The organism is Aquisalimonas sp. APHAB1-3 (genome assembly GCF_048323695.1).
Taxonomy (GTDB): domain Bacteria; phylum Pseudomonadota; class Gammaproteobacteria; order Nitrococcales; family Aquisalimonadaceae; genus Aquisalimonas.
In genome coordinates this window covers 129,877-154,939 of sequence record NZ_JBLWFT010000005.1, presented here as the reverse complement: position 1 = coordinate 154,939, position 25,063 = coordinate 129,877, and the positions used below count along the sequence as shown (strand labels likewise).

Sequence of the window (25,063 nt, the reverse complement as noted above, 5' to 3'; positions counted from 1 at the left end):
GGATACATGCTCGAGATCTACAACAGCCTCACGCGGTCCAAGGAGACCTTCCGCCCGATCCGGGAAGGCGAGGTCCGCATGTACGTCTGTGGCATGACCGTCTACGACTACTGCCATCTGGGCCACGCCCGGGCACTGGTGGTGTTCGATGTGGTGGCGCGCTATCTCCGCCATCTTGGTTACCGGCTGACCTACGTGCGCAACATCACCGACATCGACGACAAGATCATCAACCGCGCCAACGAGACCGGCATCGCGCCGGATCAGCTCACAGAGCGCTTCATCGAGGCCATGCACGAGGACGAGCGCGCACTCGGCGTGCTGCCGCCGGACCACGAGCCCCGGGCGACCCAGTCGGTGGATGCCATGCAGGCCCTGATTCAGCGCCTCATGGACAAGGAGCTGGCGTACCAGGGGGACAACGGCGACGTCTACTACAACGTGGCCGGCTTCCCCGGGTACGGCAAGCTCTCGGGCAAGCGCCTGGAAGACCTGCGGGCCGGGGCGCGCGTGGATGTGGAAACGGACAAGCGTCATCCGGGCGATTTCGTGCTGTGGAAGCGGGCCAAACCGGGCGAGCCGAGCTGGCCCTCCCCCTGGGGCGATGGCCGGCCCGGCTGGCACATCGAGTGCTCGGCCATGTCCGCCGAGCATCTGGGGGAGCACTTTGATATCCACGGTGGCGGACTGGATCTGCAGTTTCCCCACCACGAGAATGAAATCGCCCAGAGCGAGGGTGCCCATGACCACCCGTTCGTGAACTACTGGATGCACAACGGCCACGTGCGCGTGGACGACGAGAAGATGGCCAAGTCCCTGGGCAACTTCTTCACCGTCCGCGACATCCTGGCGCAGTACCGGCCCGAGGAGGTGCGGCACTTTCTGCTCTCCAGCCACTATCGCAGCCCGCTGAACTACACGGCGGAGGCCCTGGAGAATGCCCGGGGTGCCGCCGAGCGGTTGTATCTGGCCCTGCGTGGCGTCGAGCCGGCCGCTCCCGGCGACGCCGGCCTGTCCTTCCGTGAGCGTTTCCACGCCGCCATGGATGACGACTTCAATACCCCCGAGGCGCTGGCCGTGCTCTTCGAGCTGGCACGTGAGGTCAATCGCGCCCGGGACACCGACGCCGCGGAGGCGGCCCGTCTCGCCGGGCTGCTCCGGGATCTCGGCGGTGTGCTCGGCCTGCTGCAGACCGAGCCGGACGTCTATCTCAAGGGAGGCGGCGACGAAGCGGTGGTTCCCGGCCTGACCGCCGCCGATATCGATGACCTGCTGGCCCAGCGGCAGGCCGCGCGCAAGGCGAAGGACTTCGCTACCGCCGACCGCATCCGCGACGATCTCCAGGCCCGCGGCATCGTCATCGAGGACAGCGCCGCCGGCAGCACCTGGCGTCGGGGCGGCTAAACACCTGTGCCGCCGCTCGCGTAGGGTGGACCTTCAGGTCCACCGCTTCCGCCATGACAGGTTAATGAAAGTCCCGCGATTTCGTCGGCAACTCCCCCAGCAGCGTGGAGTGGTCCTCCAGCCGCCCGGCAATGAGGTGGCAGACACCGTTCTTCCGCTCCCACTGGCCGACCACGCCCAGCAGGCGTGAGCCCAGCAGCGTGCGGCGCTGGGCCTCGGCCAGCCGGCGCCAGACCACCACGTTGATAGTGCCGGTTTCGTCTTCCAGGGTGAGGAAGGTGACGCCACCCGCCGAGCCGGGGCGCTGGCGGTTGATGACAATGCCGGCGGCCCGGGCAACCGGCGCGTTGTCCAGGGTGTTCAGATCGGCGGCGCTGCGGAAACGCCACTGTTGCAGTTGCTCCCGCAGCAGCGCCACCGGGTGGGGGCCCAGGGTCAGTCCGGTGCTGCCGTAGTCCGCGATCAGGTCGTCGCCAGTGCTCGGGCGCTCAAGGTGCGGGGTGTCGTCGCCGTGGCCGGCCCGAGCCACCAGCGGGTGGTCCCGGTCCACTCCCAGCACCTGCCACCAGGCGTTGCGGCGATGGCCGGAGAGGGGCTCCAGCGCGCCGGCGTTTGCCAGGGCCGAGAGATCCCGCTGCTCCAGTTCGGCCCTATGGGCCAGGTCTTCCACAGTGCCCAATGGAGCCGTGTCCCGGGTGGCGATCAGGCGGTCGGCGCCGTCCCTGGAGAGGCCTTTGACCATGCGCAGGCCCAGCCGCAGGGCGTGGTCGCCGGCAGTGGGCTCCAGGGTGCAGTCCCACTGGCTGGTGGTGACATCCACCGGCCGCACGCTGACCCCATGCTCACGGGCATCGCGCACCAGCTGGGCCGGTGCGTAGAAGCCCATGGGCTGGCTGTTCAGCAGGGCGCAGGTGAACGCGGCCGGATAATGGCACTTCAGCCAGGCGGAGACGCATACCAGCAGCGCGAAGCTGGCGGCGTGGGATTCCGGGAAACCGTACTCGCCGAACCCCTGGATCTGCCGGAAGATGCGGGTGGCAAAGTCATCGCTGTAGCCGTTGGCACGCATGCCGTCGTGGAGGCGCTGCTCGAAATGGCCCAGACCGCCGCGTTTGCGCCACGCGGCCATGGAGCGGCGCAGCTGATCCGCTTCGTCCGGAGTGAAGCCGGCAGCCACTTCGGCGAGTTTCATGACCTGCTCCTGGAAAATGGGCACGCCAAGGGTGCGCTCCAGGACCTCTCTGACCTCCTGGCTGGGGTAGTCCGGCTCCACGTTGCTGTTGCGACGCGCGTCACGACGCTGCAGGTAGGGATGGACCATGTCGCCCTGGATGGGGCCGGGGCGGACGATGGCGACTTCGATGACCAGGTCGTAGAAGCACTCCGGTTTGAGGCGCGGCAGCATGGCCATCTGCGCCCGGGACTCCACCTGGAAGACGCCCACGGAGTCGCCCCGCTGGAGCATGGCGAAGTACGGGTCGTTGTTGCGGGGAATGTCGGCCATGGTCCTGCTGATGCCGTAGTGGTGTTCGAGCAGGTCGAAAGCGCGCCGGATGGCGGAGAGCATGCCCAGGGCCAGCACGTCCACCTTGAGCAGGCCCAGGGATTCCAGGTCGTCCTTGTCCCACTGGATGATTGAGCGGCCCTCCATGGCGGCGTTCTCCGTGGGAACCAGCTCCGCCAGCGGCCCCTGGGAGATGACGAAACCGCCCACATGCTGGGACAGGTGGCGCGGAAATCCGAGTAGCTCGCGGCTCAGGGTGAGCACCCGGTGGATGATCGGATTGTCCGGGTCGAATCCTGCTTCGCGGATGCGGTCGGGAGCGATGTCGCTGCCGTCCCACCACTGGACGGCGCTGGCGAGTCGCTCGGTCTGGTCGGGCTTCAGCCCCAGGGCGCGTCCCACGTCGCGCAGGGCGCTGCGGGGGCGGTAGCTGATCACCGTGGCCGCCAGGGCGGCGCGGTGACGCCCGTACTTGCGGTAGATGTACTGGATCACCTCTTCGCGGCGTTCGTGCTCGAAGTCCACGTCGATGTCCGGGGGCTCGCCGCGGTCCCGGGAGATGAAACGCTCGAACAGCAACTGGCTGTCGGCCGGGTCCACTTCGGTGACGCCCAGTGCGAAGCACACGGCCGAGTTGGCCGCGGAGCCACGCCCTTGGCAGAGAATGCCGCGGCTGCGGGCGAAGGCCACCACGTCGTGTACGGTGAGAAAATAGGCCTCGTAGCGAAGCTCCGCGATCAGGGCCAGCTCCCGCTCCAGCAATGTGTTGACGTGGTCGGGGGGGCCGCCCGGCCAGCGCCGTCGCGCACCGTCGGCGACCAGTGCGCGCAGGTGCGCCGCGGGCGTGCTGCCCGGGGGGACCAGCTCCTCGGGATATTCGTAACGCAGCTCGTCCAGGCTGAAGGTGCACTGCGCGGTGATGTGACGCGTCTCGGCCAGCAGCGCGTCGGGGTAGAGCCGTTGCAGACGCCGGAGCGCACGGAGGTGGCGCTCACCGTTGGGCATGAGCGCGTAGCCCAGCTCCTGGACCGGCCGGTTGTGACGAATGGCGGCGAGCGTGTCCTGCAGGGCGCGACGGCCGCGGCGGTGCATCAGTACCCCGCCGGCGGCTACCAGCGGCAGACCGGAGCAGTCAGCCAGGCTGTCCAGCTCGGCCAGTCGGGCGGCGTCGTCGGGGCCGTTGTACAGCTGCACGGCGATCCAGCCCCGGCCGCGGAAATGGGCGCCGAACCAGGCGGTGTGTTCCGGGTCCGCGGGTGTTTCGGGGATCAGTAGTGCGAGACAGTCGGGGACGCTCTGCTCCAGGTCACTGCGATGGATCTGGTAGCTGCCCTTGGGGGCGCTGGTGCGGCCGAGGCTGATCAGGGCGCAGAGCTGTGCGTAGGCCTGCCGGTGGGGCGCGAGCAGTACTACCACGGGGCCGTCGGCCAGGTGCAACTCGCTGCCGATGATGAGCTGCAGTCCATGCTCGCGTGCGGCGCCGTGGGCGCGGACGACGCCGGCGACGGAGCACTCGTCGGTGATCGCGAGGCCGTCATAGCCGAGCTCCGCCGCTCGCGCCACCAGTTCCTCCGGGTGGGAGGCGCCGCGCAGGAAGGTGAAGTTGGTGATGCAGTGGAGTTCCGTATAAGCCATTTGATAACTGTACAAATATACAGTTATCAGGGGAACCCGCTAACCCCGTGAATCCCCCGTAGGAGCGGCTTCAGCCGCGACCAGAGCGGAGCGTTGTACCAGCCCCACCCGGGTGGCTTCGATCCGGGGGCGCCGCTCGGGTAATCCGGTCACGGACACGCTGTGAATACATCCCTGTACGCTTGCACTGGCCATCCATGGCCAGTGACAGTCCGCGACCGGATCACCCGACCAGCGCCTGTGCTTATCCGGAAGCCGGGGGCAGCGTGACAGGCAAAACGCTCCGCTCTGGTCGCGGCTGAAGCCGCTCCTACAGGGGGCGGGGTGGGCTGGGTTCAGGATTTGACGTGTCCCAGGAACTCCCGGAAGCGTTCCGAGGGTGGGTCGGCGAACATGGGGCCGGGGCGGCCGTCGTGGACGATCCGGCCCTGGTCCATGAAAATCAGGCGGTTCGCGGCGGCTTCGGCGAAGCGCATTTCGTGGGTGACGATGAGCATGGTCATGCCCTCGGCGGCCAGATCCTGCATGACCTGCAGCACCTCCCCGCGCAGTTCCGGGTCCAGGGCCGAGGTGGGCTCGTCGAACAGCATCACCTTCGGGTTCACCGCCAGGGCGCGGGCGATGGCCACGCGCTGCTGCTGGCCGCCGGAGAGCTGCCCCGGACGCTGATCCGCCCAGTCCAGCAGGCCCACCCGTTGCAGTAGCTGGTCCGCAGTGGCGCGTGCCTCGCGACGGGACTGGCCACGTACCTTGCGCGGTCCGAGCATGACGTTCTCCAGGACCGTCATGTGGGGGAATAAATTGAACTGCTGAAACACCATCCCGGTCTCCCGGCGGATGGCGCGGGCGCTGGTGCCGCGTTCGCCCAGGCGCTTGCCGTCGATCTCCAGCGTGCCCCCGGTCAGTGGCTCCAGTACGTTGATGCACCGCAGGAGGGTGGATTTGCCGGAGCCGGACGGCCCGACGATGACGACCACCTCGCCGGCCTCCACGGTCAGGTCGATGTCCTGCAGGACCGGCGTGTCACCGAAATGCTTGGTCAGCTTCTGACAGGTAATGAGGCTCACAGGATGGTCATCCTCCGTTCGATCAGGCGCATGATCATGGCGAGTGTGAAGGTCATGATCAGGTAGAACACCGCCACCGCCGTCCAGATCTCCAGCGCCCGCCCGGTCTGGGCCGTGAGCTGTTCGCCGCGCTGGGCCAGCTCCGCCACCCCGATCACGAGAAACAGCGCCGAGTCCTTGAGGCTGATGATGAACTGGTTGCCCAGTGGCGGGATGGTCCGCCGGAAGGCGAGCGGGCCCACCACCGTCATCAGCACCTGCGGATACGACATGCCCAGCGCCAGGCCGGCGTCGGTGAGCCCCTTGTCGATGGAGATGACCGCTCCGCGGACGATCTCGGTGATGTAGGCGCCGGCGTTCATGGCCAGGCACAGCGATGCCGCCGCGAAACCGGACAGAGTGATGTCCAGCGTCATGGGCAGGGCGAAGTAGATGAACATCGCCTGCACCACGATGGGCGTGCCGCGAATGACCGAGACATAGGCGAACACCAGCCAGTGGATCACGGGGATCCGGAACGCCATGATCAGGCCGCAGAGTGTGCCGATGATGAGTCCGCCGCCGATGCCGAGGAGGGTGATCTGGGCGGTGAGCTGTGCGCCCTGGATCATCTGCGGCATGGCCGTCCAGACCACGTCCCAGCGGAAATCCATGGAGCGGTCCTCCCTGGAAAAGGGTGTCCGGAGTGACCCGCCGCCGGGGTGCCGGCGACGGGCGTGGAAGCATCAGCGGGGGCTGGGTTCCTCGCCGAACCAGCGTTCGTAGATTTCGGCGTAGCGGCCGTCTTCCATCATGGCGAGCAACGTGATGTTGAAGGCGTTGCGCAGTTCGCTGTCCCGGGGGAAGGCCATGGCGTAGGACTGGGCCTCCAGGTTCTCGCCCACGGCCTTGACCTCGCCGTCGCCGGCGGTGTCGATGTAGTAGAGCACGTTGGGCGTGTCGTGAAGGGCGGCGTCGACCCGGCCCGAGCGCAGTTCCAGATAGGCCTGCTCGGCGCGGGAGAAGCGGGTGATCTCGGTATTCGGCAGATTGGCTTCGGCGTAGTCGTCGCTGGTGGTGCCGGTGGTTACCGCGAGGGTCTTGCCGTCGAGATCATCGATACCGCTGACGGCCTCTTCATCCTCGCGCACCATGAGCATCAGGCCGCTGTCGTAATAGGCGTGGGAGAAGTCCATGGTCTCCTCGCGCTCGGAGGTGATGGTAATGGCGGCAATGGCCCCGTCCACGCGTCCGGTCTGCAGGGCGGTGATGATGCCGGAGAAGTTCATGGTGTCGTATTCGTACTCCCAGTCGTTCTCCTCGGCGATGGCTTCCCAGAGTTCGATCTCGAATCCGCTCCATTCGCTGTCTTCCTCGAACATGAAGGGGACGAATCCGGACGGAATGGCGATGGAGAGTCGCTCGGCTTGAGCGGCGGCCGTGAACGCGAGCAGGGCGATACCGGTACAGAGAGCCAAGGCTGTTTTTCGCATGGCATGAGCTCCTTCTGTGGGGATCCTTTACTTACTTGACCGTAGGGCGGGGGTGTGAGCGTGTCAAACTGGCACACTGGGCCGATGCCGGGGTCAGCCAAAAAAACCGTGGAGAAACCAGTGGTTCCCGCTTCGGCGGTCCTGATAGATCCACAGCCGGCTGCCCTGCGAGGCGCGGGCGTGGTAATAATCGCGGCAGACATCGCCGCCATCCCACCAGCCGGTTTCGATGCGCTCCGGCCCGTGCTCCAGGGTGAGCGGGCCGTGCCAGCACGGTAGCCCCTGTTGCTGGCGTAGCAGGGTGGGCTGCGGGAGCAGCCAGAGCGGGCGTTCGCCCGCGGGGCCCGTGTCGGTGGTGTCGGAGGCCTGGGGCTGCCACGCGCGCTCCGGGCGGTGATCGGCAACAAGGCCCAGCTCCTGCACGGCCTCCTCTCCGAGGCGTGCCCCCAGCCGTTCCCGCAGGTACTGTTGCTGCTGCGCACGATCCCCTGCAGGGTCGGGGAGAAGCGCGCCCGTTTCCGGGGCAAGGGGGTGAATGCGGTCGACCCGCAGGCGCAGGCCGATGACCGGAGCTGCCAGCGCTTCGCGATCCAGCCGGTGCTGGCAGACATCCAGCAGGTGGTCGGGGTCGCGGCTGGCCCGCAACAGACCGATGTGCAGCCGCGTTGCTGTCCGGCGTGCATGCAGCAGCTCCAGTTGCAGTGACTGGGCGCCGCCGTCGAGCCCGCGCAGCAGGCCGGTGAGTTCGCGCAGCACCCGCTGCAGTGCAAAGGCAACGGAGCGGGTGTCGTGCGCTTCAGCCGGGAGGTCCAGCTGGCGGTGGAAGCGCTGCGGTGGCTGATGGCCGTGGCGCGGTTCCGGGCGCTCGCCCAGGGCGTGCTCGAGCTGAAGTAGCAGCCCGCGACCGAAGCGGCGGGCGAGATCCCGGCGTGGCAACCGCAGGCAGTCTCCGAGGGTCTGCAGGCCGAGGCCACGGAGTGCCTGCTGCTGTGCCTGTGGCAACTCAAGGACAGCGCAGGGCAGAGGCGCGAGCCTTTCAGGCAGGTCAGCGAGCCTTGTGACCGGGCGCCGCACCCCGCCGGATGCCAGCATCCAGGCGGCCGTGGGGGTGGGGGCAATGCCGTAACAGTAGGCATGGCCGAGGGGTTCCAGCTCCTCGGTGATCCCCCGGCAGAGCGTGTGCAGGCCGCCGAACAGGCGCAGGCTGCCGCCGACTTCCAGTAACAGGCCGTTCGGTGTGCGCGGGCTGACCTGACCGCTGAACTGATAGGCCCACCCCGCGAGGTGGTGCAGGCTGCGGACTTCGGTCTCCCGCTGTCGTGGCAGCAGCAGTATGTCATCGCTCAACGCCCGCGCTTCGCCGGGGGTCATGTGCGGACGGATGCCGACCTCTCTCGCGGCATGGTTGAGGAACGTGATCTGCCGCTGTTCGATGACGCCGATGGCACGGGACGTTGTGCCATGGCCCAGTGACTCGATGGGAAACAGCGGCAGCTGAAGCGCAAACCACAGCATGCGGCGGCCTCCGTCAAACGCAGCAGTGGCGTGGCCTCGGCGTGATCAGCTGGAGCCGCAGCCGGTTCAGGGGTGAACCAGCTGCGGGCGCCGGGGACGGGGCTGGCCCAGGGGGAGGTCCAGCTGTGGGCGATCCTGGGTTGGCCGCGGTGTGTGCCGGAAGACCGGGGCGCGCTGACTGGTGCCACTGACAGAGGTGTCGGCCGCGGCTGGTCTGGCCGGGTGCATGGGCAGGACGCGTGTGCGCGGATTGTTGAGATCCAGCATCAGCCCGGAGCGGGGCTGGGCGCCGCGGACCTTGAGCAGGTCCACCCGGGTGTCGTCCTCCCCGCGCCCCTGCATGGTCAGGCGCAGTGCGGCCGGGGAGCGTTCACTGACTGCCCGCTCCGGGCGGAACAGGAGACCCCAGCAGCGGCCGGCTTCGGCGGCCAGCTGCAACCGCCGGAGTTGCTGGTACTCCGCTTGTCGCGGCCAGGCCAGGACTGCGGCACAGCTGCCGGAGCGCATGGCCTGCTCCAGGGCCCAAAGCGTGTCACCGCCGGCCCTCGGGTGGATCAGCAGGATGCGCGATAGATCCACACCCTGGGCGGCCAGTGCCGGTGCGTAGGGGATGTGCGGTGGCGCGACCAGGGCGATCCAGCGTCCCGCCCGGCTCAGGCGTGCCAGTGCCGGCATGACCAGCCGGAGCTCTCCGATGCCCGGATCCCCGTGCAGCACTTCGGTGAGGGCGCCGGTGGGCCAGCCGCCTTCCGGGAGAACGGCGTCCAGCTCGGCAAAGCCGCTGGGGAGGCCGGTCTGGCTGGTCTGGTTGTTGCCGGCGCGCCAGATGCGGGGCTCGCGCAGAAGGTTGTCGAGTGCGTTGTTCATGTCGACCCTCGTATGCCGTTGGGCGGATGCGTGTGCGGCTGCCGTGGCCGAATCCTGGCCGGTACCCGTCAGAGCGCTTCGCCGTTGCGAATGAGGCCGACCCCGAGTCCTTCGATGATGAGCGGATCCGTCCGCAGATCGACATTGATCGGGCTGTAGTCCGGGTTCTCCGGCAACAGCTGGACGTGGTGGCCGTCACGCTGGAAGCGCTTGACCGTGACTTCGTCGTGCAGCCGGGCAACGACAATCTGGCCGTTGCGGGCTTCGGTGGTGCGGTGGACGGCCAGCAGGTCGTCCTCCAGAATGCCGGCGTCGCGCATGCTCATGCCCTGGACGGCCAGGAGGTAGTCCGCGCGCGGCCGGAACATGGCCGGATCGATCCGGCAGTGCTCGCGCACGTGTTCGTGGGCCAGTACCGGGCTGCCGGCGGCCACCTGGCCGATCACGGGCAGGCCAGGGTCCGCCTCCTCGCCGTTCTCGTCCAGCAGGCGAATGCCGCGGGAGGAGCCGGCCCGCAGGCTGATGGCGCCTTTTTTCTCGAGGGCGCGCAGGTGGCTTTCCGCCGCGTTGGGAGAGCGGAATCCCAGCGCCTTGGTGATGTCCGCCCGCGTGGGCGGGAAGCCGGAGTCCGCGATGAACTGGCGGATGAACTGCAGGATCTCTTCCTGACGGGCCGTGAGCTTGAGCATGAGCGCCTCCCTCTCTGTTACTGTTAATTTATACAGTAAAAACGCTGGTTGCAACAGCGGGGCGGCGGTGGCTGAATGCGCCGGTATTCCGGCGCCAGGATGGCGTACAATACGCGCCGTTCTGGAAAAGGCGGGGGATTGCCCGCATCTGTGGTGGTAGAGCGATGGTCAGCGTAACCGACGATATCAGCGATCTGTTCGCCCACGGCACGCCGTCGCCGGACGCGTGGCTGGACCGCGTGCTGCCCGAGGCGGGGGAGGACGAACGCGAGCTCCTGCGTACGGCCTGGTCGGTAGCCGTGGAGACCTATGATGGCGAGGTGCGCCACTCCGGCGAGTCGTATCTCGAGCATTCGCTGGCGGTGGCAAGCATTCTTGCGGGGCTGAAGCTGGATTCCCAGAGCATCGCTGCCGGTCTGCTCCACGATGGCCCGGTAGTCTGCAGCCGCAACCAGTGGGCAGGCTGCTGTGCGCGGATCGGCGACGATGTGGCGGCGTTGGTGGACGGTGTGGGCCGCATGGACGTCATCAGCGAGCTGCATGACGACGCCCGCGACGAAACCACGGACGATGACGACACCACCACCCGGACCGATGCCCTGCGCCGGATGCTGCTGGCCATGGCGCAGGATATCCGTGTTGTGTTCATCAAGCTGGCGGAGCGCCTGCATGACCTGCGCACCCTTCGCGGGCACCCGGAATCGGTGCAGCAGCGCGTGGCACGGGAGACGCGCGATATCTACGCGCCGCTGGCCCACCGCCTGGGGATCTGGCAGGTCAAGTGGGAGATGGAGGACCTCTGCTTCCGCTACCTGGAGCCGGAGACCTACAAGCGTGTTGCACGCCTGCTGCGGGAGAAGCGCCAGGACCGGGAGCGCTACATCCGTGAAGTGACTGACCAGCTCAATGCCGCACTCGAGCGCGCCGGCATCGAAGCCGACGTCTACGGCCGGCCCAAGCATATCTACAGTATCTGGAAGAAGATGCAGCGCAAGGGGCTCGGTTTCCACGAGCTGTTCGATATCCGCGCGGTACGGGTCATGGTGCGGGATGTGGCGTCCTGCTATGCCACCCTCGGGGTGGTGCACAGCCTCTGGCGGCACATCCCCAAGGAATTCGACGACTACATCACCACGCCCAAGGAGAACGACTACCAGTCGCTGCACACGGCCGTGGTCGGGCCCGAGGGCAAGACGCTGGAAGTGCAGATCCGCACCTGGGAGATGCACGAGCAGGCGGAGCTGGGTGTGGCCGCCCACTGGCGTTACAAGGAAGGCGGCCAGAGCCGCGACGCTCGCTTCGAGCAGAAGCTGGCATGGCTGCGGCAACTGCTGGAGTGGGGGCGCGAGGACGGTGCCGGCGACGACTTCATCGACCGCTTCAAGGCCGAGATCTTCGAGGACCGTGTCTACGTCATCAGCCCCAAGGGCGATGTGCTGGATCTGCCCAAGGGGGCCACGCCGCTGGACTTCGCCTATTACATCCACAGCGACGTGGGCCACCGATGCCGCGGCGGCAAGGTCAACGGCCGCATGGTGCCGCTGACCTATGAACTGCGCAACGGCGATCAGGTGGAGATTCTCACCTCCCGTCGCGGCACGCCCAGCCGTGACTGGCTGAACTCCTCCCGCGGCTACCTGCGCACCAGCCGTGCGCGCTCCCGGGTGCGTGCCTGGTTCCGCCAGCAGGATCACGACAAGAACGTGGCCGCCGGCCGCCAGATCCTGGATCGCGAACTCCACCGCCTCGGCGTCCAGGACATGAACCTGGAGAAGCTGGCCGACAAGAGCCGCTATAACGGCATGGATGACTTTCTTGCCGCCATTGGCCGCGGCGATATCAGCAGCGGTTATCTGGCAGGCCTGGTGGGAGACCACGTCCTGCCGCGGCGCGATCCCGCGGAGGCGCTGCCCCAGGGCCCCGCCCCCGCCGGCGGCGAGCACACCGACGAGGTCTCCATTTACGGCGTCGGCAACCTGCTGACGCGGCAGGCGGGGTGTTGCAAACCGGCGCCGGGCGATCCCGTGGTGGGATTCATCACCCGTGGCGAGGGCGTCACCATCCACCGTCGCGACTGCAAGAACGTCCGCCGTCTGATGGAAACGGCGCCGGAGCGCATCATCGACGTGAGCTGGAGCCGCCACTCCGAGCAGAAGTATCCGGTGGACATCCAGGTGGATGCCTACGACCGGCAGGGGTTGCTGCGCGACATTACTGCCATTCTCACCAACGAGAAGGTCAACGTTACCGGAGTGAATACGGCCACCGGCAGCCAGGATCACCAGGCGCGCATGACGCTGACGGTGGAAATCGGTGACGTCACCCAGATGAGCCGCCTCATGGACCGCATTGCCACGCTGCGCAATGTTCGTGACGTGCGGCGCAAGACCTGACCGCGCGTCAGCGCCGTGGCCGGACGTAAGTCGTTCCCGCGCATGGACACTTCATGCGTGATTGCAGTAAAATATTCGCCACTTCGCGGGGGCCGGCTACTGGTGTGTCGAAGCGGGAGGGGTCATTCGATGATTCCTCCCGTTTTTGCGAGTGCCCGCCTGATCCGGGCGGCGAGTCAGCGGCCTGCGGCCCCCCACGGTTAACACGATGTAAGGAGAGGGGCAGTTGAGTAAGCCGGCTATTCTTGCGCTGGAAGACGGAACCCTGTTCCGTGGGGAGTCCATCGGTGCCGACGGGCTCAGTGCCGGCGAGGTGGTGTTCAATACGGCCATGACCGGCTACCAGGAGATCTGCACCGACCCGTCCTACAGCCGGCAGCTGGTCACGCTCACCTACCCGCATGTGGGCAACACCGGCACGAACCCGGTGGATGAGGAATCGGACGGCCCGCAGCTTGCCGGCCTGATCATTCGTGATCTGCCGCTGCGCTCCAGCAGCTGGCGCAACGCCGAGGATCTGGGGGAATACCTGGCCAGCCGCGGTGTCGTCGCCATTGCTGGCATTGATACCCGCCGTCTCACCCGGCTGCTGCGCGAGAAGGGGGCGCAGGACGGCTGCATCATGGCCGGCGATGCGGTCGACCCGGATGCCGCCATCCAGGCGGCGAAGGACTTCCCCGGCCTCAAGGGCATGGATCTGGCGCAGACCGCATCCACCGACACCATGTATGAATGGCGCAAGGGGTCATGGAACCTCGATCTTGGCCGCGCCGATGCCGGCGAGCGTAACGATGCCGATCTGCCTTGGCACGTGGTGGCCTATGACTACGGCATCAAGCAGAACATCCTGCGCATGCTGGTAGATCATGGTTGCCGCGTGACGGTGGTGCCGGCCAGGACGCCCGCGTTCGAAGTCCAGGCCATGGACCCCGACGGCGTCTTCTTCTCCAACGGCCCCGGCGACCCGGAGCCCTGCGATTACGCCATCGAGGCGATTCGCACCCTGGTGGACGCAGGTGTGCCGAGCTTTGGCATCTGCCTGGGGCATCAGCTCCTGGGGCTGGCCAGCGGCGCGCGCTCGGTGAAGATGAAGTTCGGCCACCACGGGGCCAACCATCCGGTGCAGGATCTCGACTCCGGCCGGGTGATGATCTCCAGCCAGAACCACGGGTTCGCCGTGGACGAGGCCTCGCTGCCGGCCAACGTGCGCCCGACCCAGCGGTCGCTGTTCGACGGCTCGCTGCAGGGGATTCACCGTACCGACCGGCCGGCATTCAGTTTTCAGGGGCATCCCGAAGCCAGCCCCGGCCCCCACGACGTGCGCCCGCTGTTCGCGCACTTTGTCGAGCTGATCCGGGACTACCGCGCCTGAACCGCATCGCCGGCCGCGTGCCGGCTGCGCCACCTAACGCGCACCGCGAGAGACGAGCAGGAAATCATGCCCAAGCGTACCGACATCCAGAGCATTCTGATCATTGGCGCCGGTCCGATCGTGATCGGCCAGGCGTGCGAGTTCGACTACTCCGGCGTTCAGGCCTGCAAGGCCCTGCGCGAAGAGGGCTACCGCGTCATCCTGGTGAACTCCAACCCGGCCACCATCATGACCGACCCGGAAACGGCCGATGCCATCTACATCGAGCCGATTCAGTGGAGCGTGGTCTCGCGCATCATCGAACAGGAGAAGCCGGATGCCGTGCTGCCCACCATGGGCGGCCAGACGGCGCTGAACTGCGCCCTCGACCTGGACCGTCACGGGGTGCTGGAGCGCTTCGGCGTGGAAATGATCGGTGCCACCAAGGACGCCATCGACATGGCGGAGGACCGCGACCGGTTCCGGGAGGCCATGGCGCGCATCAACCTGGCCACGCCGCGCGCCGAGGTGGCGCATTCCATGGAAGAGGCCATGGACATCCAGTCGCGCATCGGCTTCCCCACCATCATCCGGCCGTCGTTCACCCTCGGCGGCTCCGGCGGCGGCATCGCCTACAACCGCGAAGAGTTCGTGACCATCTGTGAAGGCGGTCTCGACCTCTCTCCCACCAATGAGCTGCTGATCGAGGAGTCCATCCTCGGCTGGAAGGAGTTCGAGATGGAGGTTGTCCGCGACAAGGCGGACAACTCCATCATCGTGTGCTCCATCGAAAACCTGGATCCCATGGGCGTGCATACCGGTGACTCCATTACCGTGGCGCCGTCGCAGACGCTCACGGACAAGGAATACCAGATCATGCGCAACGCGTCTCTGGACGTGCTGCGCGAGATCGGCGTGGAGACCGGCGGCTCCAACGTCCAGTTCGCCATCAACCCCGATGACGGCCGTCTTGTGGTTATCGAGATGAACCCCCGCGTGTCGCGTTCCTCGGCGCTGGCCTCCAAGGCTACCGGCTTCCCCATCGCGAAGGTGGCTGCCAAGCTGGCCGTGGGCTACACCCTGGACGAGCTGCGCAACGAGATCACCGGCGGTGCCACCCCGGCCTCGTTCGAGCCGAGCATCGACTATGTAGTCACCAAGGCGCCGCGGTTCACCTTCGAGAAGTTCCCCCAGGCGGAGCCGAACCTGACCACACAGATGAAATCCGTGGGCGAGGCCATGTCCATTGGTCGGACGTTCCAGGAATCGTTCCAGAAGGCGCTACGCAGTCTCGAGACCGGTGTCGACGGGCTGTCGCCCTGCGTGATCGAGCCGGACGGCGAAGACGTGGCCACGCGGCTACGCCACGAGCTCAAGAAGCCGCGCCCCGAGCGGATCTTCTACGTGGGCGATGCCTTCCGGGCCGGGTTCACCGTACAGGAGGTCTACGAGCTCACGTCCATCGACCCGTGGTTCCTGGCGCAGATGGAAGACATCATCCACGGCGAGACCGTTGCCCGGGCGGCAGGCTTCGAAGCGTTGGACTTCGACACCCTGTTCGCGCTGAAACGGCGCGGGTTCTCCGACAGCCGCATCGCCGAACTGGTGGGGGTGAGCGAGGCGGACATCCGCAACCGGCGGTATGAACTCAATGTGCGCCCGGCCTACAAGCGCGTGGACTCCTGCGCCGCGGAATTCGCCACCGCCACGGCCTACATGTACTCCTGCTACGAGGAGGAGTGCGAGTCGGAGCCGTCGGACCGCAAGAAGATCATGGTGCTCGGCGGCGGCCCCAACCGCATCGGCCAGGGCATCGAGTTCGACTACTGCTGCGTCCACGCCGCCTTCGCCATGCGGGACGACGGCTACGAGACCATCATGGTCAACTGCAACCCCGAGACGGTCTCCACCGACTACGACACCTCCGACCGGCTCTACTTCGAGCCGCTCACGCTGGAAGACGTGCTGGAGGTGATCAACACCGAGAAACCCGAGGGCGTGATCATTCAGTACGGCGGGCAGACGCCGCTGAAGCTGGCGCGAGACCTGGAGGCCGCCGGTGCCCCGATCATCGGCACGGCGCCGGATTCCATCGACCTGGCAGAGGATCGTGAGCGCTTCCAGCAGCTGATCCAGAAGATCGGCATCCAGCAGCCGCCCAACCGCCTGGCGCGCACGCCGCAGGAGGCGTTCGAGCTGGCCGCCGAGATCGGTTACCCGCTGGTGGTGCGGCCCTCCTACGTGCTTGGCGGCCGCGCCATGGAAATCGTGTACGGCCCGGAGGAGCTGGAGCAGTACATGACTGCGGCGGTGAAGGTCTCCCACAATTCGCCGGTGCTGCTGGACCGCTTCCTGGACGACGCCGTGGAAGTGGACATCGACGCCGTCTCCGATGGCGAGAACGTGCTGATCGGCGGCATCATGGAGCATATCGAGCAGGCCGGTGTGCACTCCGGCGACTCCGCGTGCTCGCTGCCTCCCTATACGCTCTCCCAGGCCATCCAGGACCGCCTGCGGGATCAGGTCCGTCAGCTGGCGCGTGGGCTCAACGTGGTGGGGCTGATGAACGCCCAGTTCGCTATCAAGGGCGACGCCATCTATATTCTGGAGGTAAACCCCAGGGCCGCGCGGACGGCGCCGTTCGTCTCCAAAGCCACCGGCATCCCGCTGGCCAAGGTGGCGGCACGGTGCATGGTGGGGATTACCCTGGAACAGCAGGGCCTCACCCGCGAGGTGGTGCCGACGTTCTACTCCGTGAAGGAATCGGTTTTCCCGTTCATCAAGTTCCCGGGCGTCGATCCGATTCTCGGCCCGGAGATGAAATCCACCGGCGAGGTCATGGGTATCGGTCATAACTTCGGTGCGGCCTATGCCAAGTCGCAGCTGGCCGCCGGCGTGAACCTGCCCAGGGCGGGCAAGGTTTTCATCAGTGTGCGGGACGCGGACAAGGCCGTCGCCCTGGACGTGGGCCGCGGCCTGCGCGACCTCGGCTTCACCCTGGTGGGTACCAGCGGCACCGCGGCATGGCTCAATGAGGCGGGTGTCGCCTGCGAGACGGTCAACAAGGTGCGCGAGGGACGGCCGCACATCGTCGATGCGATCAAGAACGACGAGATCGACCTGATCATCAACACCACGGAAGGGCGGCAGGCCATCGCGGATTCCTACTCGATCCGGCGCGAGGCCCTGCAACACAAAGTGAGTTACACGACCACCATTGCCGGCGCCCGTGCCACGGTGCTGGCCATGGAACAGCTGGACCTGGAAGACGTCAACCGGCTGCAGACGCTCCATAAGGAGGCCACTGTATGAGCAAGGTACCCCTGACTGCCCGTGGTGCCGAGAAGCTGCGCGAGGAACTGAATCAGCTCAAGTACGAGGAGCGTCCGCGCATCATCGAAGCCATCGCCGAGGCGCGTGAACACGGTGACCTGAAGGAGAACGCCGAGTATCACGCCGCGCGGGAGCAGCAGAGCTTTGTCGAGGGGCGCATCAAGGATATCGAGGGCAAGCTCTCCAACGCCCAGATCATCGACGTGACCACCATGCCCAACAACGGGCGGGTGATCTTCGGTGCCACCGTGGAGCTGGTGGATGTGGATACCGAGGAGGAGCTGACCTACCGGATCGTCGGCGAGGACGAGGCGGACATCAAGCAGGGGTTGCTGTCGGTGCAGTCGCCCTTCGCGCGGGCGCTGATCGGCAAGGACCAGGGGGATATCGCCGCCGTGGAGGCCCCGGGCGGCACCCGGGAGCTGGAGATCGTGAAGGTGCGCTACGAGGGCTGAGCCGTGTACGCCCTCGTGGGAGTGGCTTCAGCCGCGATGTTGTCGGGGCCGGCTATGCCTGGCTCTGCAATGGTCGCCGCTTGCGCCGCTCCTGCGCTGCGTTCCCGGCAACCCGTAGGGTGGACCTTCAGGTCCACCGTTTCGGCCGCGAATCGTCCACCAGGCCGGCCTGTCCGGTGACGGCGGACCTGAAGGTCCGCCCGACGAAGAATACGGTCGTGTGAAGGTTCGTTCTGCGACAATGCCGCAATGGGCCGGGTTGCTACGGTAATGCGATGCGCTGCTTCTTCTCGATGCGTGAGCGCCGGAAAAGCAGCGCGACGTTGCCCATGGCCTGGACGAGTTCGGCGTCCATGTCGCTGCAGATGGTGTCGATGAACTGTTTGCGACCGGCGCGATCGTCGGCGGAGATCTTGACCTTGATCAGTTCGTGGGCGTCCAGCGCCTGATCGATCTCGTGCAGCACGTTCGGGGTCAGGCCGGCCCCGCCCATACGCACCACCGGCTTGAGCTGGTGGCCCAGCCGCCGCAGGTGGCGTTTCTGTTGTTCATTCAGCTGTGTCATGCCTGATCAGTCCAAGGAAGCCGAAAATCGGGACGGGAGTCTAGCACGGGGCGAGCAGCCCGCTCACCGTATTCTCCTTCCCGGCGTGAAGATGGACCTGGCCGTGGTCCTGCTGCTGCTGGCCTGCCTGTGGTTCGTGGTGGCCGTGGCGGAGCTGTCCCGGTCCGGCGAGGTGATCGTGCTGTTCACGGGCTCCGTGCTGGCCTGTGGCTGGCTGGTCTGGCGCACGCGGCGGGCCGTGCGGCGCATCCGCGACAATGCCCCGGAGGCGGTCGATGAGTCGGAGTAAGAGCAGCAGCCGCTGGTTGCAGGAGCACTTTGGCGATAACTGGGTCAAGGCAGCGCAGAAGCAGGGATACCGCTCCCGGGCGGCATTCAAGCTGCTGGAGATCCAGGAAAAGGACCGCATCATCCGCCCCGGCATGCGCGTGGTGGATCTTGGGGCGGCGCCGGGGGGCTGGTCGCAGGTGGCGGGCGAGATCCTGGACGGCAATGGCAAGGCCGTGGCCCTGGACATCCTGCCCATGGACGCATTGCGCGATGTCATCGTGCTGCAGGCGGACTTCACCACCGACGAGGGTCTGGCCGTCCTCCAGGAGGCTGTCGGCGACGGGCCGGTAGACCTTGTAATGTCCGATATGGCCCCCAATCTCAGTGGTATGAACGCCGTGGACCAGCCCCGCTCCATGCATCTGGCGGAGCTGGCACTGGAGTTTGCCAGAGCGCATTTGAAACCTGGCGGCGATTTTCTGGTCAAGACGTTTCAGGGAGAGGGTTTCGATGCCTACCTGAAAGAGCTGCGTGGCGGCTTCGGCCGTGTCATGACGCGCAAACCCAGCGCCTCGCGCGACCGGAGCCGGGAAGTGTACTTGTTGGCCCGGGAATCGCGCCTGTAGTACTGTTCCAGCGACAGCTTCCGAGCAGCATCCGTTTACCCCAAGGCTCCTGCCCGAGATCGTGTGTACGGGCGGAGCGCAACAGCCGAGGTGCCACGCCTTGAACGACATGGCCAAGAACCTGATTCTCTGGGTCATCATCGCGGTCGTGTTGATGTCCGTATTCAGCAACTTTCAGGAACGGACCACGACCACGAACAAAGTCACCTATTCCGACTTCCTCGCGCAGGTTGAGCGGGATGGCGTGCGCGATGTGACCATCCGGGGTCAGGAGATCACCGGGACTACCACCGGCGGTGATCAGTTCAGGACCTTCAGCCCCGAAAGTGACAACCGCGCACTGATCGGCACGCTGCTCGATCACGGGGTGGAAATCGACGGCGAGGAGGCGGAAGGGCGCAGCATGCTGCTGCAGATCCTCATCTCGTGGACGCCGTTCCTGCTGCTCATTGCCGTGTGGATCTACTTCATGCGACAGATGCAGGGCGGCGGCGGCGGCCGCGGCGCCATGTCCTTCGGCAAGAGCAAGGCCAAGCTCATGACCGAGGAGCAGGTCAAGGTCACCTTCAACGACGTCGCTGGTGTGGAAGAGGCGAAGGAGGAGGTCGGCGAGCTGGTCGACTTCCTGCGGGATCCCTCCAAGTTCCAGCGCCTCGGTGGCAAGATTCCCCGCGGCGTGTTGATGGTGGGCTCGCCGGGCACCGGTAAAACGCTGCTGGCGCGCGCCATCGCCGGCGAGGCCAAGGTGCCGTTCTTCAGCATCTCCGGGTCCGACTTCGTGGAGATGTTCGTGGGCGTGGGTGCCTCGCGCGTGCGCGACATGTTCTCCCAGGCCAAGAAGCATGCGCCCTGCATTATCTTCATCGACGAGATCGACGCCGTGGGCCGCCAGCGTGGGGCCGGCATGGGAGGCGGCCACGACGAGCGCGAGCAGACCCTGAACCAGCTGCTGGTGGAGATGGACGGCTTCGAGGGCAATGAGGGCGTCATCGTCATCGCCGCCACCAACCGGCCCGACGTGCTCGACCCGGCGCTGCTGCGCCCCGGCCGTTTCGACCGTCAGGTCACCGTGCCGTTGCCGGACGTGCGCGGGCGCGAGCAGATCCTCAAGGTGCACATGAGTAAGCTGCCGCTTACCCGCGACGTGGATCCGTTCATTCTCGCCCGCGGCACGCCCGGATTCTCCGGGGCGGACCTGGCGAACCTGGCCAATGAGGCCGCCTTGTTCGCGGCGCGCGGCAATAAGCGCGAAGTGGACATGGAGGACTTCGAGCGCGCCAAGGACAAGATCATGATGGGCGCCGAGCGCCGCTCCATGGTCATGAACGAGGACGACAAGAAGCTGACCGCCTACCACGAGGCGGGGCACGCCATCGTCGGGTTGGTGACGCCGGAACACGATCCGGTGCACAAGGTCACCATCATTCCCCGTGGCCGTGCCCTGGGCGTGACCATGTTCCTGCCGGAGGAGGACCGGACCAGCTACTCCAAGCAGCGGCTGAACAGCATGATCACGTCGCTGTTCGGTGGCCGTATCGCCGAGGAGCTGATCTTCGGCTCCGAGCGGGTGACCACCGGTGCGTCCAACGACATCGAGCGAGCGACCCAGATCGCCCGCAACATGGTCACCAAGTGGGGGCTGTCGGAGCGGATGGGGCCGCTGGCCTACAACGAGGATGATGGCGAAGTCTTCATCGGTCAGGCCATGCAGAAGCAGAAGCAGGTCTCCGACGAGACGGCCCACGCCATCGACGAGGAGATCCGCTCCATCATCGACTCCAACTACAGCTCCGCCAAGCAGATCCTGCTTGATTACATGGACAAACTGCACACCATGTCCGATGCGTTGATGAAGTACGAGACCATCGACAAGGGGCAGATCGACGACATCATGAACGGCCGCCCCGTGGGGCCACCGCGCGGCTGGAGTGACGATCAGCAGGGCGGGTCATCGTCGGGCGGGCCGGACGCGGAACCGGTATCGGGCCGAGACGATTCGGACGACGGCCGGATCGGCTCGCCGGCCGGTGAGCACTGAGGCGGACGACGCACGGAGGCACCGTATGGCGAGCGCCGAGGCGCCTGTCCTGGACTGCGGCGGTCGGTCGCTGGTACTGGACCGGCCGCGGGTCATGGGCGTAGTCAACATCACGCCCGACTCCTTCTCCGATGGTGGCCGGTATCTGACGGCGGAAGACGCCCTGTCCCAGGCTCGCCGGCTGGTGGCCGAAGGGGCCGACATCATCGATATCGGTGGTGAGTCGACCCGGCCCGGGTCGGAAGGCGTTCCGCTGGAGGAAGAGCTCCACCGTGTTCTGCCCGTACTGCAGGTGCTCGTTGACGAGCTCGATGTGCCCGTCTCCGTGGATACCTCCAAGCCCGAGGTCATGACCGCCGTCGCCGAGGCAGGGGCCGGCATGATCAATGATGTCTTTGCCCTGCGCGCGGAAGGGGCGCTGGAGGCGGCCGCGGACTCCGGTCTGCCCGTGTGTCTCATGCATATGCAGGGCGAGCCCCGGACCATGCAGCAGAATCCCGTCTACGACGACGTGGTCGAGGACGTCTACCGCTTCCTTGAACAGCGGGTGGCGGCGTGCGCCGACGCCGGCATCTCCGGCGACCGTCTAGTGGTGGACCCCGGGTTCGGCTTCGGCAAGACTCTGGAGCAGAACTACCGCCTGCTTGGCGAGCTGGGCCGCTTTCGCGATCTCGGCGTTCCCGTGCTGGTGGGCATGTCGCGCAAGTCCATGCTCGGGAAGCTGCTGGATCGGCCGGTGAATCAGCGATTGCACGCCGGTACCGCTGCAGCGACGCTGGCGGCGTGGAGTGGCGCTGGCTTGATCCGGGTACACGATGTGGCCGCCACCGTGGACGCCATGGCCGTGGTCGCCGCGGCCCGGGATCCCGGCGCTTTGCTGTCCTGACTAAACAACACGGCGGCCATGCCTGGCCGTGCCGACCTGCATGACGAGACGGACATGACACGCAAATACTTCGGCACCGACGGCATCCGTGGCCGTGTCGGTGAACACCCCATTACTCCCGATTTCGTCCTGAAGCTGGGCTGGGCGCTGGGGCGGGTACTGTCGCGGCGTGACCGTCGCCTGGTGCTCATCGGCAAGGATACCCGCATCTCCGGCTACATGTTCGAGTCCGCCCTCGAGGCCGGGTTGTCGGCCGCCGGGGCCGATATCCGGTTGCTCGGTCCCATGCCCACGCCGGCGATCGCCTATCTCACCAATACCCTGCGCGCCGGCGCCGGCATTGTCATCAGCGCGTCCCACAATCCCCACGAAGACAACGGCATCAAGTTCTTCTCCCACGACGGCGAGAAGCTGGACGACGCGGCCGAAGCGGCGATCGAGGCAGAGATGGACGCCACGCTGACCACCGTGGCCTCCTCCGAACTGGGCAAGGTCACGCGACTTGCCGACGCGCCGGGGCGCTACATCGAGTTCTGCAAGAGCACGGTGGGGCGTGACGTGCGGCTGAGTGGCCTCAGGCTGGTGGTGGACTGCGCCAATGGCGCCACCTACCACGTGGGACCCGAGGTGTTCCGCGAGCTGGGAGCGGAAGTGGTCACCCTGGGAGACCGTCCTGATGGCCTCAACATCAACGTCGACTGCGGTTCCACCAGTCCCGCCGCTCTGCAGCAGGCCGTTCGGGAGCACCGCGCCGACGCCGGCATCGCCTTCGATGGCGACGGCGACCGTCTCATCATGGTGGATGCCGCCGGCAGTATTGTTGACGGTGACGAGATCCTCTACGTCATTGCCAGTGCCCGACGCGCTGCAGGCAAGCTGCACGGCCCCGTTGTGGGCACGCTCATGAGCAATCTCGGCCTGGAGCATGCACTGACCGACAAAGGGATCGCCTTCCGCCGGGCCAGGGTTGGCGATCGCTACGTACTGGAGCTGCTGCGGCAGGAGGGCGGGGTGCTGGGCGGCGAGTCGTCCGGCCACGTAGTTTGTCTCGATCGTACGACCACTGGCGACGGCATTGTTTCCGCGCTACAGGTGCTCGAGTGCATGGTGCGCACGGAAACCTCACTTGACGCGCTCCGTGGCGGCATGACCAAGTACCCGCAGCATATGATCAACGTTCCCGTGGCGCGGCGTGCGCGGGCTGACGACCTTGCCACCCTGGAGGACGACGTCGCAGCGGTGGAACGCGAGCTGGACGGCCGGGGACGCGTGCTGCTGCGCCCCTCGGGGACCGAGCCAGTGATTCGGGTCATGGTCGAAGGGCAGGATCCCCAACTGGTGGAGCGCTACAGCCAGCAACTGGCCGACGCGGTCGGGCGTGCCCTGGCGTGAAACCGTGACAAGCCCCCTGTCCTTCGGCTATGATTCGCGGCTGCTTTTCAGTCGCTTGGAGGCGACCTCATGAGGCGACCACTCGTTGCCGGCAACTGGAAGATGCATGGCTCCCGCGCAACCGTTCGGGCGCTGATGACGGCCATCCGGGATGGACTCGGTGACGGTCAGGGGGCCGATGTGCTCGTCCTGCCGCCGGCCGTCTACATTCCCGACGTTGTGCGACTGGCCGAGGGGTCCGTCATCACAGTCGGAGCGCAGAACGTCGCCGACCAGGACCAGGGCGCCTATACCGGTGAGATCGCGGCTGATATGCTCACCGACCTTGGCTGCTTCCACGCCCTGGTCGGGCATTCCGAGCGGCGCCTCCATTACGGTGAATCGGATACGCTGGTTGCGGCTCGCTTCGCGGCCGCGATCCGGCACGGAGTGACGCCGGTGCTGTGTGTCGGTGAGACGCTGGAGCAGCGGGAAAACGGTGACACGGAAGCCGTGCTGGCCGCGCAGATTGATGCCGTGGCGGAGCATGTTGACGGTGACGCACTGACCCGCAGCGTCGTGGCGTATGAGCCGGTCTGGGCCATAGGAACCGGGCGGACGGCCACACCGGAGCAGGCGCAGTCGGCCCACGCGTTCATTCGAGCGCGGCTCGCGGGCCACGGCGCCGCGGCGACCCAGGTGCGCCTCCTCTATGGCGGAAGCGTCAAGCCGGAGACCGCGGCGGAGTTGTTCGCCATGGCCGACATCGATGGTGCGCTGGTTGGCGGCGCCTCGCTTAAGGCGAATGAATTCATCAATATTGTTGCGCGTGCCCCGTAGGTCGCGCAACTCGTAGCAAGAGGCCTGCATGGCACAGATTGTTCTGATATTCCACGTCGTCATCGCCATCGCGCTGGTTGTGCTGGTGTTGTTGCAGCATGGCAAGGGTGCCGACGCCGGCGCCGCCTTCGGCAGCGGTGCCTCGAGCACGGTGTTCGGTGCGCGGGGGTCGGCGACGTTTCTGTCGCGGATTACCGGGCTTCTGGCGGCCGGGTTTTTCATTACCAGTCTGACGCTGGCGATTTTCGCCTCGCGGGACGCCGGGCCCGGGAGCGTTCTCGACCGTGCCGGCGAGGAGCCGGCTGCGCCGGTCGAAGAGCCAGTGGAGGGTGAAGGCCCCGAGGCGGACGATCAGGCGCCCGAAGCGCCCGACGAAGGTCCCGCCGACGGTCCTGCGGCACCGCCGGAAGAGTGATGCCTGACGTGCTCACAGAGAGTGTGCGCACGGTCACAATGTGGTCTCGTTGCGATGCAACAGGCTTGGTCCAGACGAGGGAGTCTGTTAGGATTCCGTTCCTGCTTGCGGATGTGGTGGAACTGGTAGACACGCTGTCTTGAGGGGGCAGTGGCGCAAGCCGTGCCGGTTCGAGTCCGGCCATCCGCACCATCTACCGATCGGCTCGGCTTCGCCGGGCCTGTTCTCGTTTTTCCTTTATAATCAATAAGTTAGGATTTGACAGTCTCGGTGGGCTGCTCTACACTGCGCGCGGAATCCGAAACCGCGGTGGTTTGCGCGCGGATGCGCGCACACTCCTGACCAATTTCCGGGCGTGCGAGGGATC

Annotated in this window: 20 protein-coding genes and 1 tRNA gene; 13 read left to right on the top strand and 8 right to left on the bottom strand. The window is 66.4% G+C overall.

Going from position 1 to position 25,063, the window contains the following annotated elements:
* The first annotated feature begins 6 nt into the window (after positions 1 to 6).
* Positions 7 to 1,404 (top strand): cysteine--tRNA ligase, encoded by a 1,398-nt coding sequence (cysS, locus tag ACNSTU_RS10145; protein ID WP_290632109.1) that lies wholly within the window; start codon positions 7 to 9, stop codon positions 1,402 to 1,404.
* Between the two features lie 61 nt (positions 1,405 to 1,465).
* Here cysS and ACNSTU_RS10140 read toward each other — a convergent pair whose 3' ends face one another.
* The 7 genes from ACNSTU_RS10140 to lexA form a co-directional block, all read right to left on the bottom strand.
* Positions 1,466 to 4,543, bottom strand: a complete 3,078-nt coding sequence (locus ACNSTU_RS10140) for an error-prone DNA polymerase (protein ID WP_418212316.1) — start codon at positions 4,541 to 4,543, stop codon at positions 1,466 to 1,468.
* A 335-nt stretch (positions 4,544 to 4,878) separates the two neighbouring features.
* Positions 4,879 to 5,610 carry an amino acid ABC transporter ATP-binding protein gene (locus tag ACNSTU_RS10135; protein WP_290632105.1) on the bottom strand — a complete coding sequence of 244 codons (732 nt, stop codon included), beginning with the start codon at positions 5,608 to 5,610 and terminating at the stop codon, positions 4,879 to 4,881.
* Positions 5,607 to 6,263, bottom strand: a complete 657-nt coding sequence (locus ACNSTU_RS10130; RefSeq protein ID WP_290632103.1) for an ABC transporter permease subunit — start codon at positions 6,261 to 6,263, stop codon at positions 5,607 to 5,609. The genes ACNSTU_RS10135 and ACNSTU_RS10130 overlap by 4 nt, the downstream gene beginning before the upstream one ends.
* 72 nt (positions 6,264 to 6,335) lie before the next feature.
* Positions 6,336 to 7,082, bottom strand: coding sequence for a glutamine ABC transporter substrate-binding protein (locus ACNSTU_RS10125; RefSeq protein WP_290632101.1), 747 nt, complete (start codon positions 7,080 to 7,082; stop codon positions 6,336 to 6,338).
* 93 nt (positions 7,083 to 7,175) lie between these two features.
* Positions 7,176 to 8,597 carry a Y-family DNA polymerase gene (locus ACNSTU_RS10120; RefSeq protein ID WP_290632099.1) on the bottom strand — a complete coding sequence of 474 codons (1,422 nt, stop codon included), beginning with the start codon at positions 8,595 to 8,597 and terminating at the stop codon, positions 7,176 to 7,178.
* 66 nt (positions 8,598 to 8,663) lie between these two features.
* Positions 8,664 to 9,464 carry a translesion DNA synthesis-associated protein ImuA gene (imuA, locus tag ACNSTU_RS10115; RefSeq protein ID WP_290632097.1) on the bottom strand — a complete coding sequence of 267 codons (801 nt, stop codon included), beginning with the start codon at positions 9,462 to 9,464 and terminating at the stop codon, positions 8,664 to 8,666.
* A 68-nt stretch (positions 9,465 to 9,532) separates the two neighbouring features.
* Positions 9,533 to 10,153, bottom strand: a complete 621-nt coding sequence (lexA, locus tag ACNSTU_RS10110; RefSeq protein WP_290632095.1) for a transcriptional repressor LexA — start codon at positions 10,151 to 10,153, stop codon at positions 9,533 to 9,535.
* Positions 10,154 to 10,317: 164 nt separating this feature from the next.
* Here lexA and relA point away from each other — a divergent pair, with 164 nt between their 5' ends.
* The 4 genes from relA (at position 10,318) to greA (ending at position 17,685) form a co-directional block, all read left to right on the top strand.
* The gene (gene relA / locus ACNSTU_RS10105) at positions 10,318 to 12,546 is read left to right on the top strand and encodes a GTP diphosphokinase (protein WP_290632093.1); all 2,229 of its coding nucleotides are present in this window, start codon (positions 10,318 to 10,320) and stop codon (positions 12,544 to 12,546) included.
* A gap of 226 nt (positions 12,547 to 12,772) precedes the next feature.
* Positions 12,773 to 13,918 (top strand): glutamine-hydrolyzing carbamoyl-phosphate synthase small subunit, encoded by a 1,146-nt coding sequence (gene carA / locus ACNSTU_RS10100; protein WP_290632091.1) that lies wholly within the window; start codon positions 12,773 to 12,775, stop codon positions 13,916 to 13,918.
* A 66-nt stretch (positions 13,919 to 13,984) separates the two neighbouring features.
* On the top strand, positions 13,985 to 17,209 hold the full coding sequence (carB, locus tag ACNSTU_RS10095) for a carbamoyl-phosphate synthase large subunit (RefSeq protein ID WP_290632089.1): 3,225 nt from the start codon (positions 13,985 to 13,987) through the stop codon (positions 17,207 to 17,209).
* A complete protein-coding gene (greA, locus tag ACNSTU_RS10090) occupies positions 17,206 to 17,685 on the top strand; it encodes a transcription elongation factor GreA (RefSeq protein ID WP_290637930.1) in 480 nt (159 codons plus the stop codon). Before carB ends, greA begins: the two co-directional genes overlap by 4 nt.
* Before the next feature lie 262 nt (positions 17,686 to 17,947).
* On the opposite strand, the gene yhbY is transcribed toward greA, so the two are convergent.
* Positions 17,948 to 18,250, bottom strand: coding sequence for a ribosome assembly RNA-binding protein YhbY (gene yhbY, locus ACNSTU_RS10085; protein WP_290632085.1), 303 nt, complete (start codon positions 18,248 to 18,250; stop codon positions 17,948 to 17,950).
* Here yhbY and ACNSTU_RS10080 point away from each other — a divergent pair.
* From ACNSTU_RS10080 to ACNSTU_RS10045, 8 genes are all read left to right on the top strand, one after another.
* Positions 18,249 to 18,539, top strand: coding sequence for a hypothetical protein (locus ACNSTU_RS10080; protein ID WP_290632083.1), 291 nt, complete (start codon positions 18,249 to 18,251; stop codon positions 18,537 to 18,539). The genes yhbY and ACNSTU_RS10080 overlap by 2 nt on opposite strands.
* Positions 18,526 to 19,146, top strand: coding sequence for a 23S rRNA (uridine(2552)-2'-O)-methyltransferase RlmE (gene rlmE / locus ACNSTU_RS10075; protein WP_290632081.1), 621 nt, complete (start codon positions 18,526 to 18,528; stop codon positions 19,144 to 19,146). The genes ACNSTU_RS10080 and rlmE overlap by 14 nt, the downstream gene beginning before the upstream one ends.
* Positions 19,147 to 19,255: 109 nt before the next feature.
* Positions 19,256 to 21,184: an ATP-dependent zinc metalloprotease FtsH gene (ftsH, locus tag ACNSTU_RS10070; protein WP_290632163.1), complete on the top strand. Its 1,929-nt coding sequence runs from the start codon at positions 19,256 to 19,258 to the stop codon at positions 21,182 to 21,184.
* A gap of 25 nt (positions 21,185 to 21,209) precedes the next feature.
* Positions 21,210 to 22,070 (top strand): dihydropteroate synthase, encoded by an 861-nt coding sequence (folP, locus tag ACNSTU_RS10065; protein ID WP_290632079.1) that lies wholly within the window; start codon positions 21,210 to 21,212, stop codon positions 22,068 to 22,070.
* 54 nt (positions 22,071 to 22,124) lie between these two features.
* Complete coding sequence (gene glmM, locus ACNSTU_RS10060) at positions 22,125 to 23,462, top strand: phosphoglucosamine mutase (protein ID WP_290632077.1); 1,338 nt, start codon at positions 22,125 to 22,127, stop codon at positions 23,460 to 23,462.
* A gap of 69 nt (positions 23,463 to 23,531) precedes the next feature.
* Positions 23,532 to 24,281, top strand: a complete 750-nt coding sequence (tpiA, locus tag ACNSTU_RS10055) for a triose-phosphate isomerase (protein WP_290632075.1) — start codon at positions 23,532 to 23,534, stop codon at positions 24,279 to 24,281.
* Positions 24,282 to 24,309: 28 nt separating this feature from the next.
* Positions 24,310 to 24,696: a preprotein translocase subunit SecG gene (secG, locus tag ACNSTU_RS10050; protein WP_290632073.1), complete on the top strand. Its 387-nt coding sequence runs from the start codon at positions 24,310 to 24,312 to the stop codon at positions 24,694 to 24,696.
* 107 nt (positions 24,697 to 24,803) lie between these two features.
* Positions 24,804 to 24,888, top strand: a tRNA-Leu gene (locus ACNSTU_RS10045).
* Positions 24,889 to 25,063 lie beyond the last annotated feature (175 nt).

Excerpts from the sequence above, each read along its gene's own strand:
- cysS (WP_290632109.1), top strand. The coding sequence starts at position 7 with ATGCTCGAGATCTACAACAGCCTCACGCGGTCCAAGGAGACCTTCCGC.
- ACNSTU_RS10140 (WP_418212316.1), bottom strand. The coding sequence starts at position 4,543 with ATGGCTTATACGGAACTCCACTGCATCACCAACTTCACCTTCCTGCGC.
- ACNSTU_RS10130 (WP_290632103.1), bottom strand. The coding sequence starts at position 6,263 with ATGGATTTCCGCTGGGACGTGGTCTGGACGGCCATGCCGCAGATGATC.
- ACNSTU_RS10125 (WP_290632101.1), bottom strand. The coding sequence starts at position 7,082 with ATGCGAAAAACAGCCTTGGCTCTCTGTACCGGTATCGCCCTGCTCGCG.
- ACNSTU_RS10120 (WP_290632099.1), bottom strand. The coding sequence starts at position 8,597 with ATGCTGTGGTTTGCGCTTCAGCTGCCGCTGTTTCCCATCGAGTCACTG.
- imuA (WP_290632097.1), bottom strand. The coding sequence starts at position 9,464 with ATGAACAACGCACTCGACAACCTTCTGCGCGAGCCCCGCATCTGGCGC.
- lexA (WP_290632095.1), bottom strand. The coding sequence starts at position 10,153 with ATGCTCAAGCTCACGGCCCGTCAGGAAGAGATCCTGCAGTTCATCCGC.
- relA (WP_290632093.1), top strand. The coding sequence starts at position 10,318 with ATGGTCAGCGTAACCGACGATATCAGCGATCTGTTCGCCCACGGCACG.
- carB (WP_290632089.1), top strand. The coding sequence starts at position 13,985 with ATGCCCAAGCGTACCGACATCCAGAGCATTCTGATCATTGGCGCCGGT.
- greA (WP_290637930.1), top strand. The coding sequence starts at position 17,206 with ATGAGCAAGGTACCCCTGACTGCCCGTGGTGCCGAGAAGCTGCGCGAG.
- ACNSTU_RS10080 (WP_290632083.1), top strand. The coding sequence starts at position 18,249 with ATGCCTGATCAGTCCAAGGAAGCCGAAAATCGGGACGGGAGTCTAGCA.
- yhbY (WP_290632085.1), bottom strand. The coding sequence starts at position 18,250 with ATGACACAGCTGAATGAACAACAGAAACGCCACCTGCGGCGGCTGGGC.
- rlmE (WP_290632081.1), top strand. The coding sequence starts at position 18,526 with ATGAGTCGGAGTAAGAGCAGCAGCCGCTGGTTGCAGGAGCACTTTGGC.
- ftsH (WP_290632163.1), top strand. The coding sequence starts at position 19,256 with ATGGCCAAGAACCTGATTCTCTGGGTCATCATCGCGGTCGTGTTGATG.
- folP (WP_290632079.1), top strand. The coding sequence starts at position 21,210 with ATGGCGAGCGCCGAGGCGCCTGTCCTGGACTGCGGCGGTCGGTCGCTG.
- glmM (WP_290632077.1), top strand. The coding sequence starts at position 22,125 with ATGACACGCAAATACTTCGGCACCGACGGCATCCGTGGCCGTGTCGGT.
- tpiA (WP_290632075.1), top strand. The coding sequence starts at position 23,532 with ATGAGGCGACCACTCGTTGCCGGCAACTGGAAGATGCATGGCTCCCGC.
- secG (WP_290632073.1), top strand. The coding sequence starts at position 24,310 with ATGGCACAGATTGTTCTGATATTCCACGTCGTCATCGCCATCGCGCTG.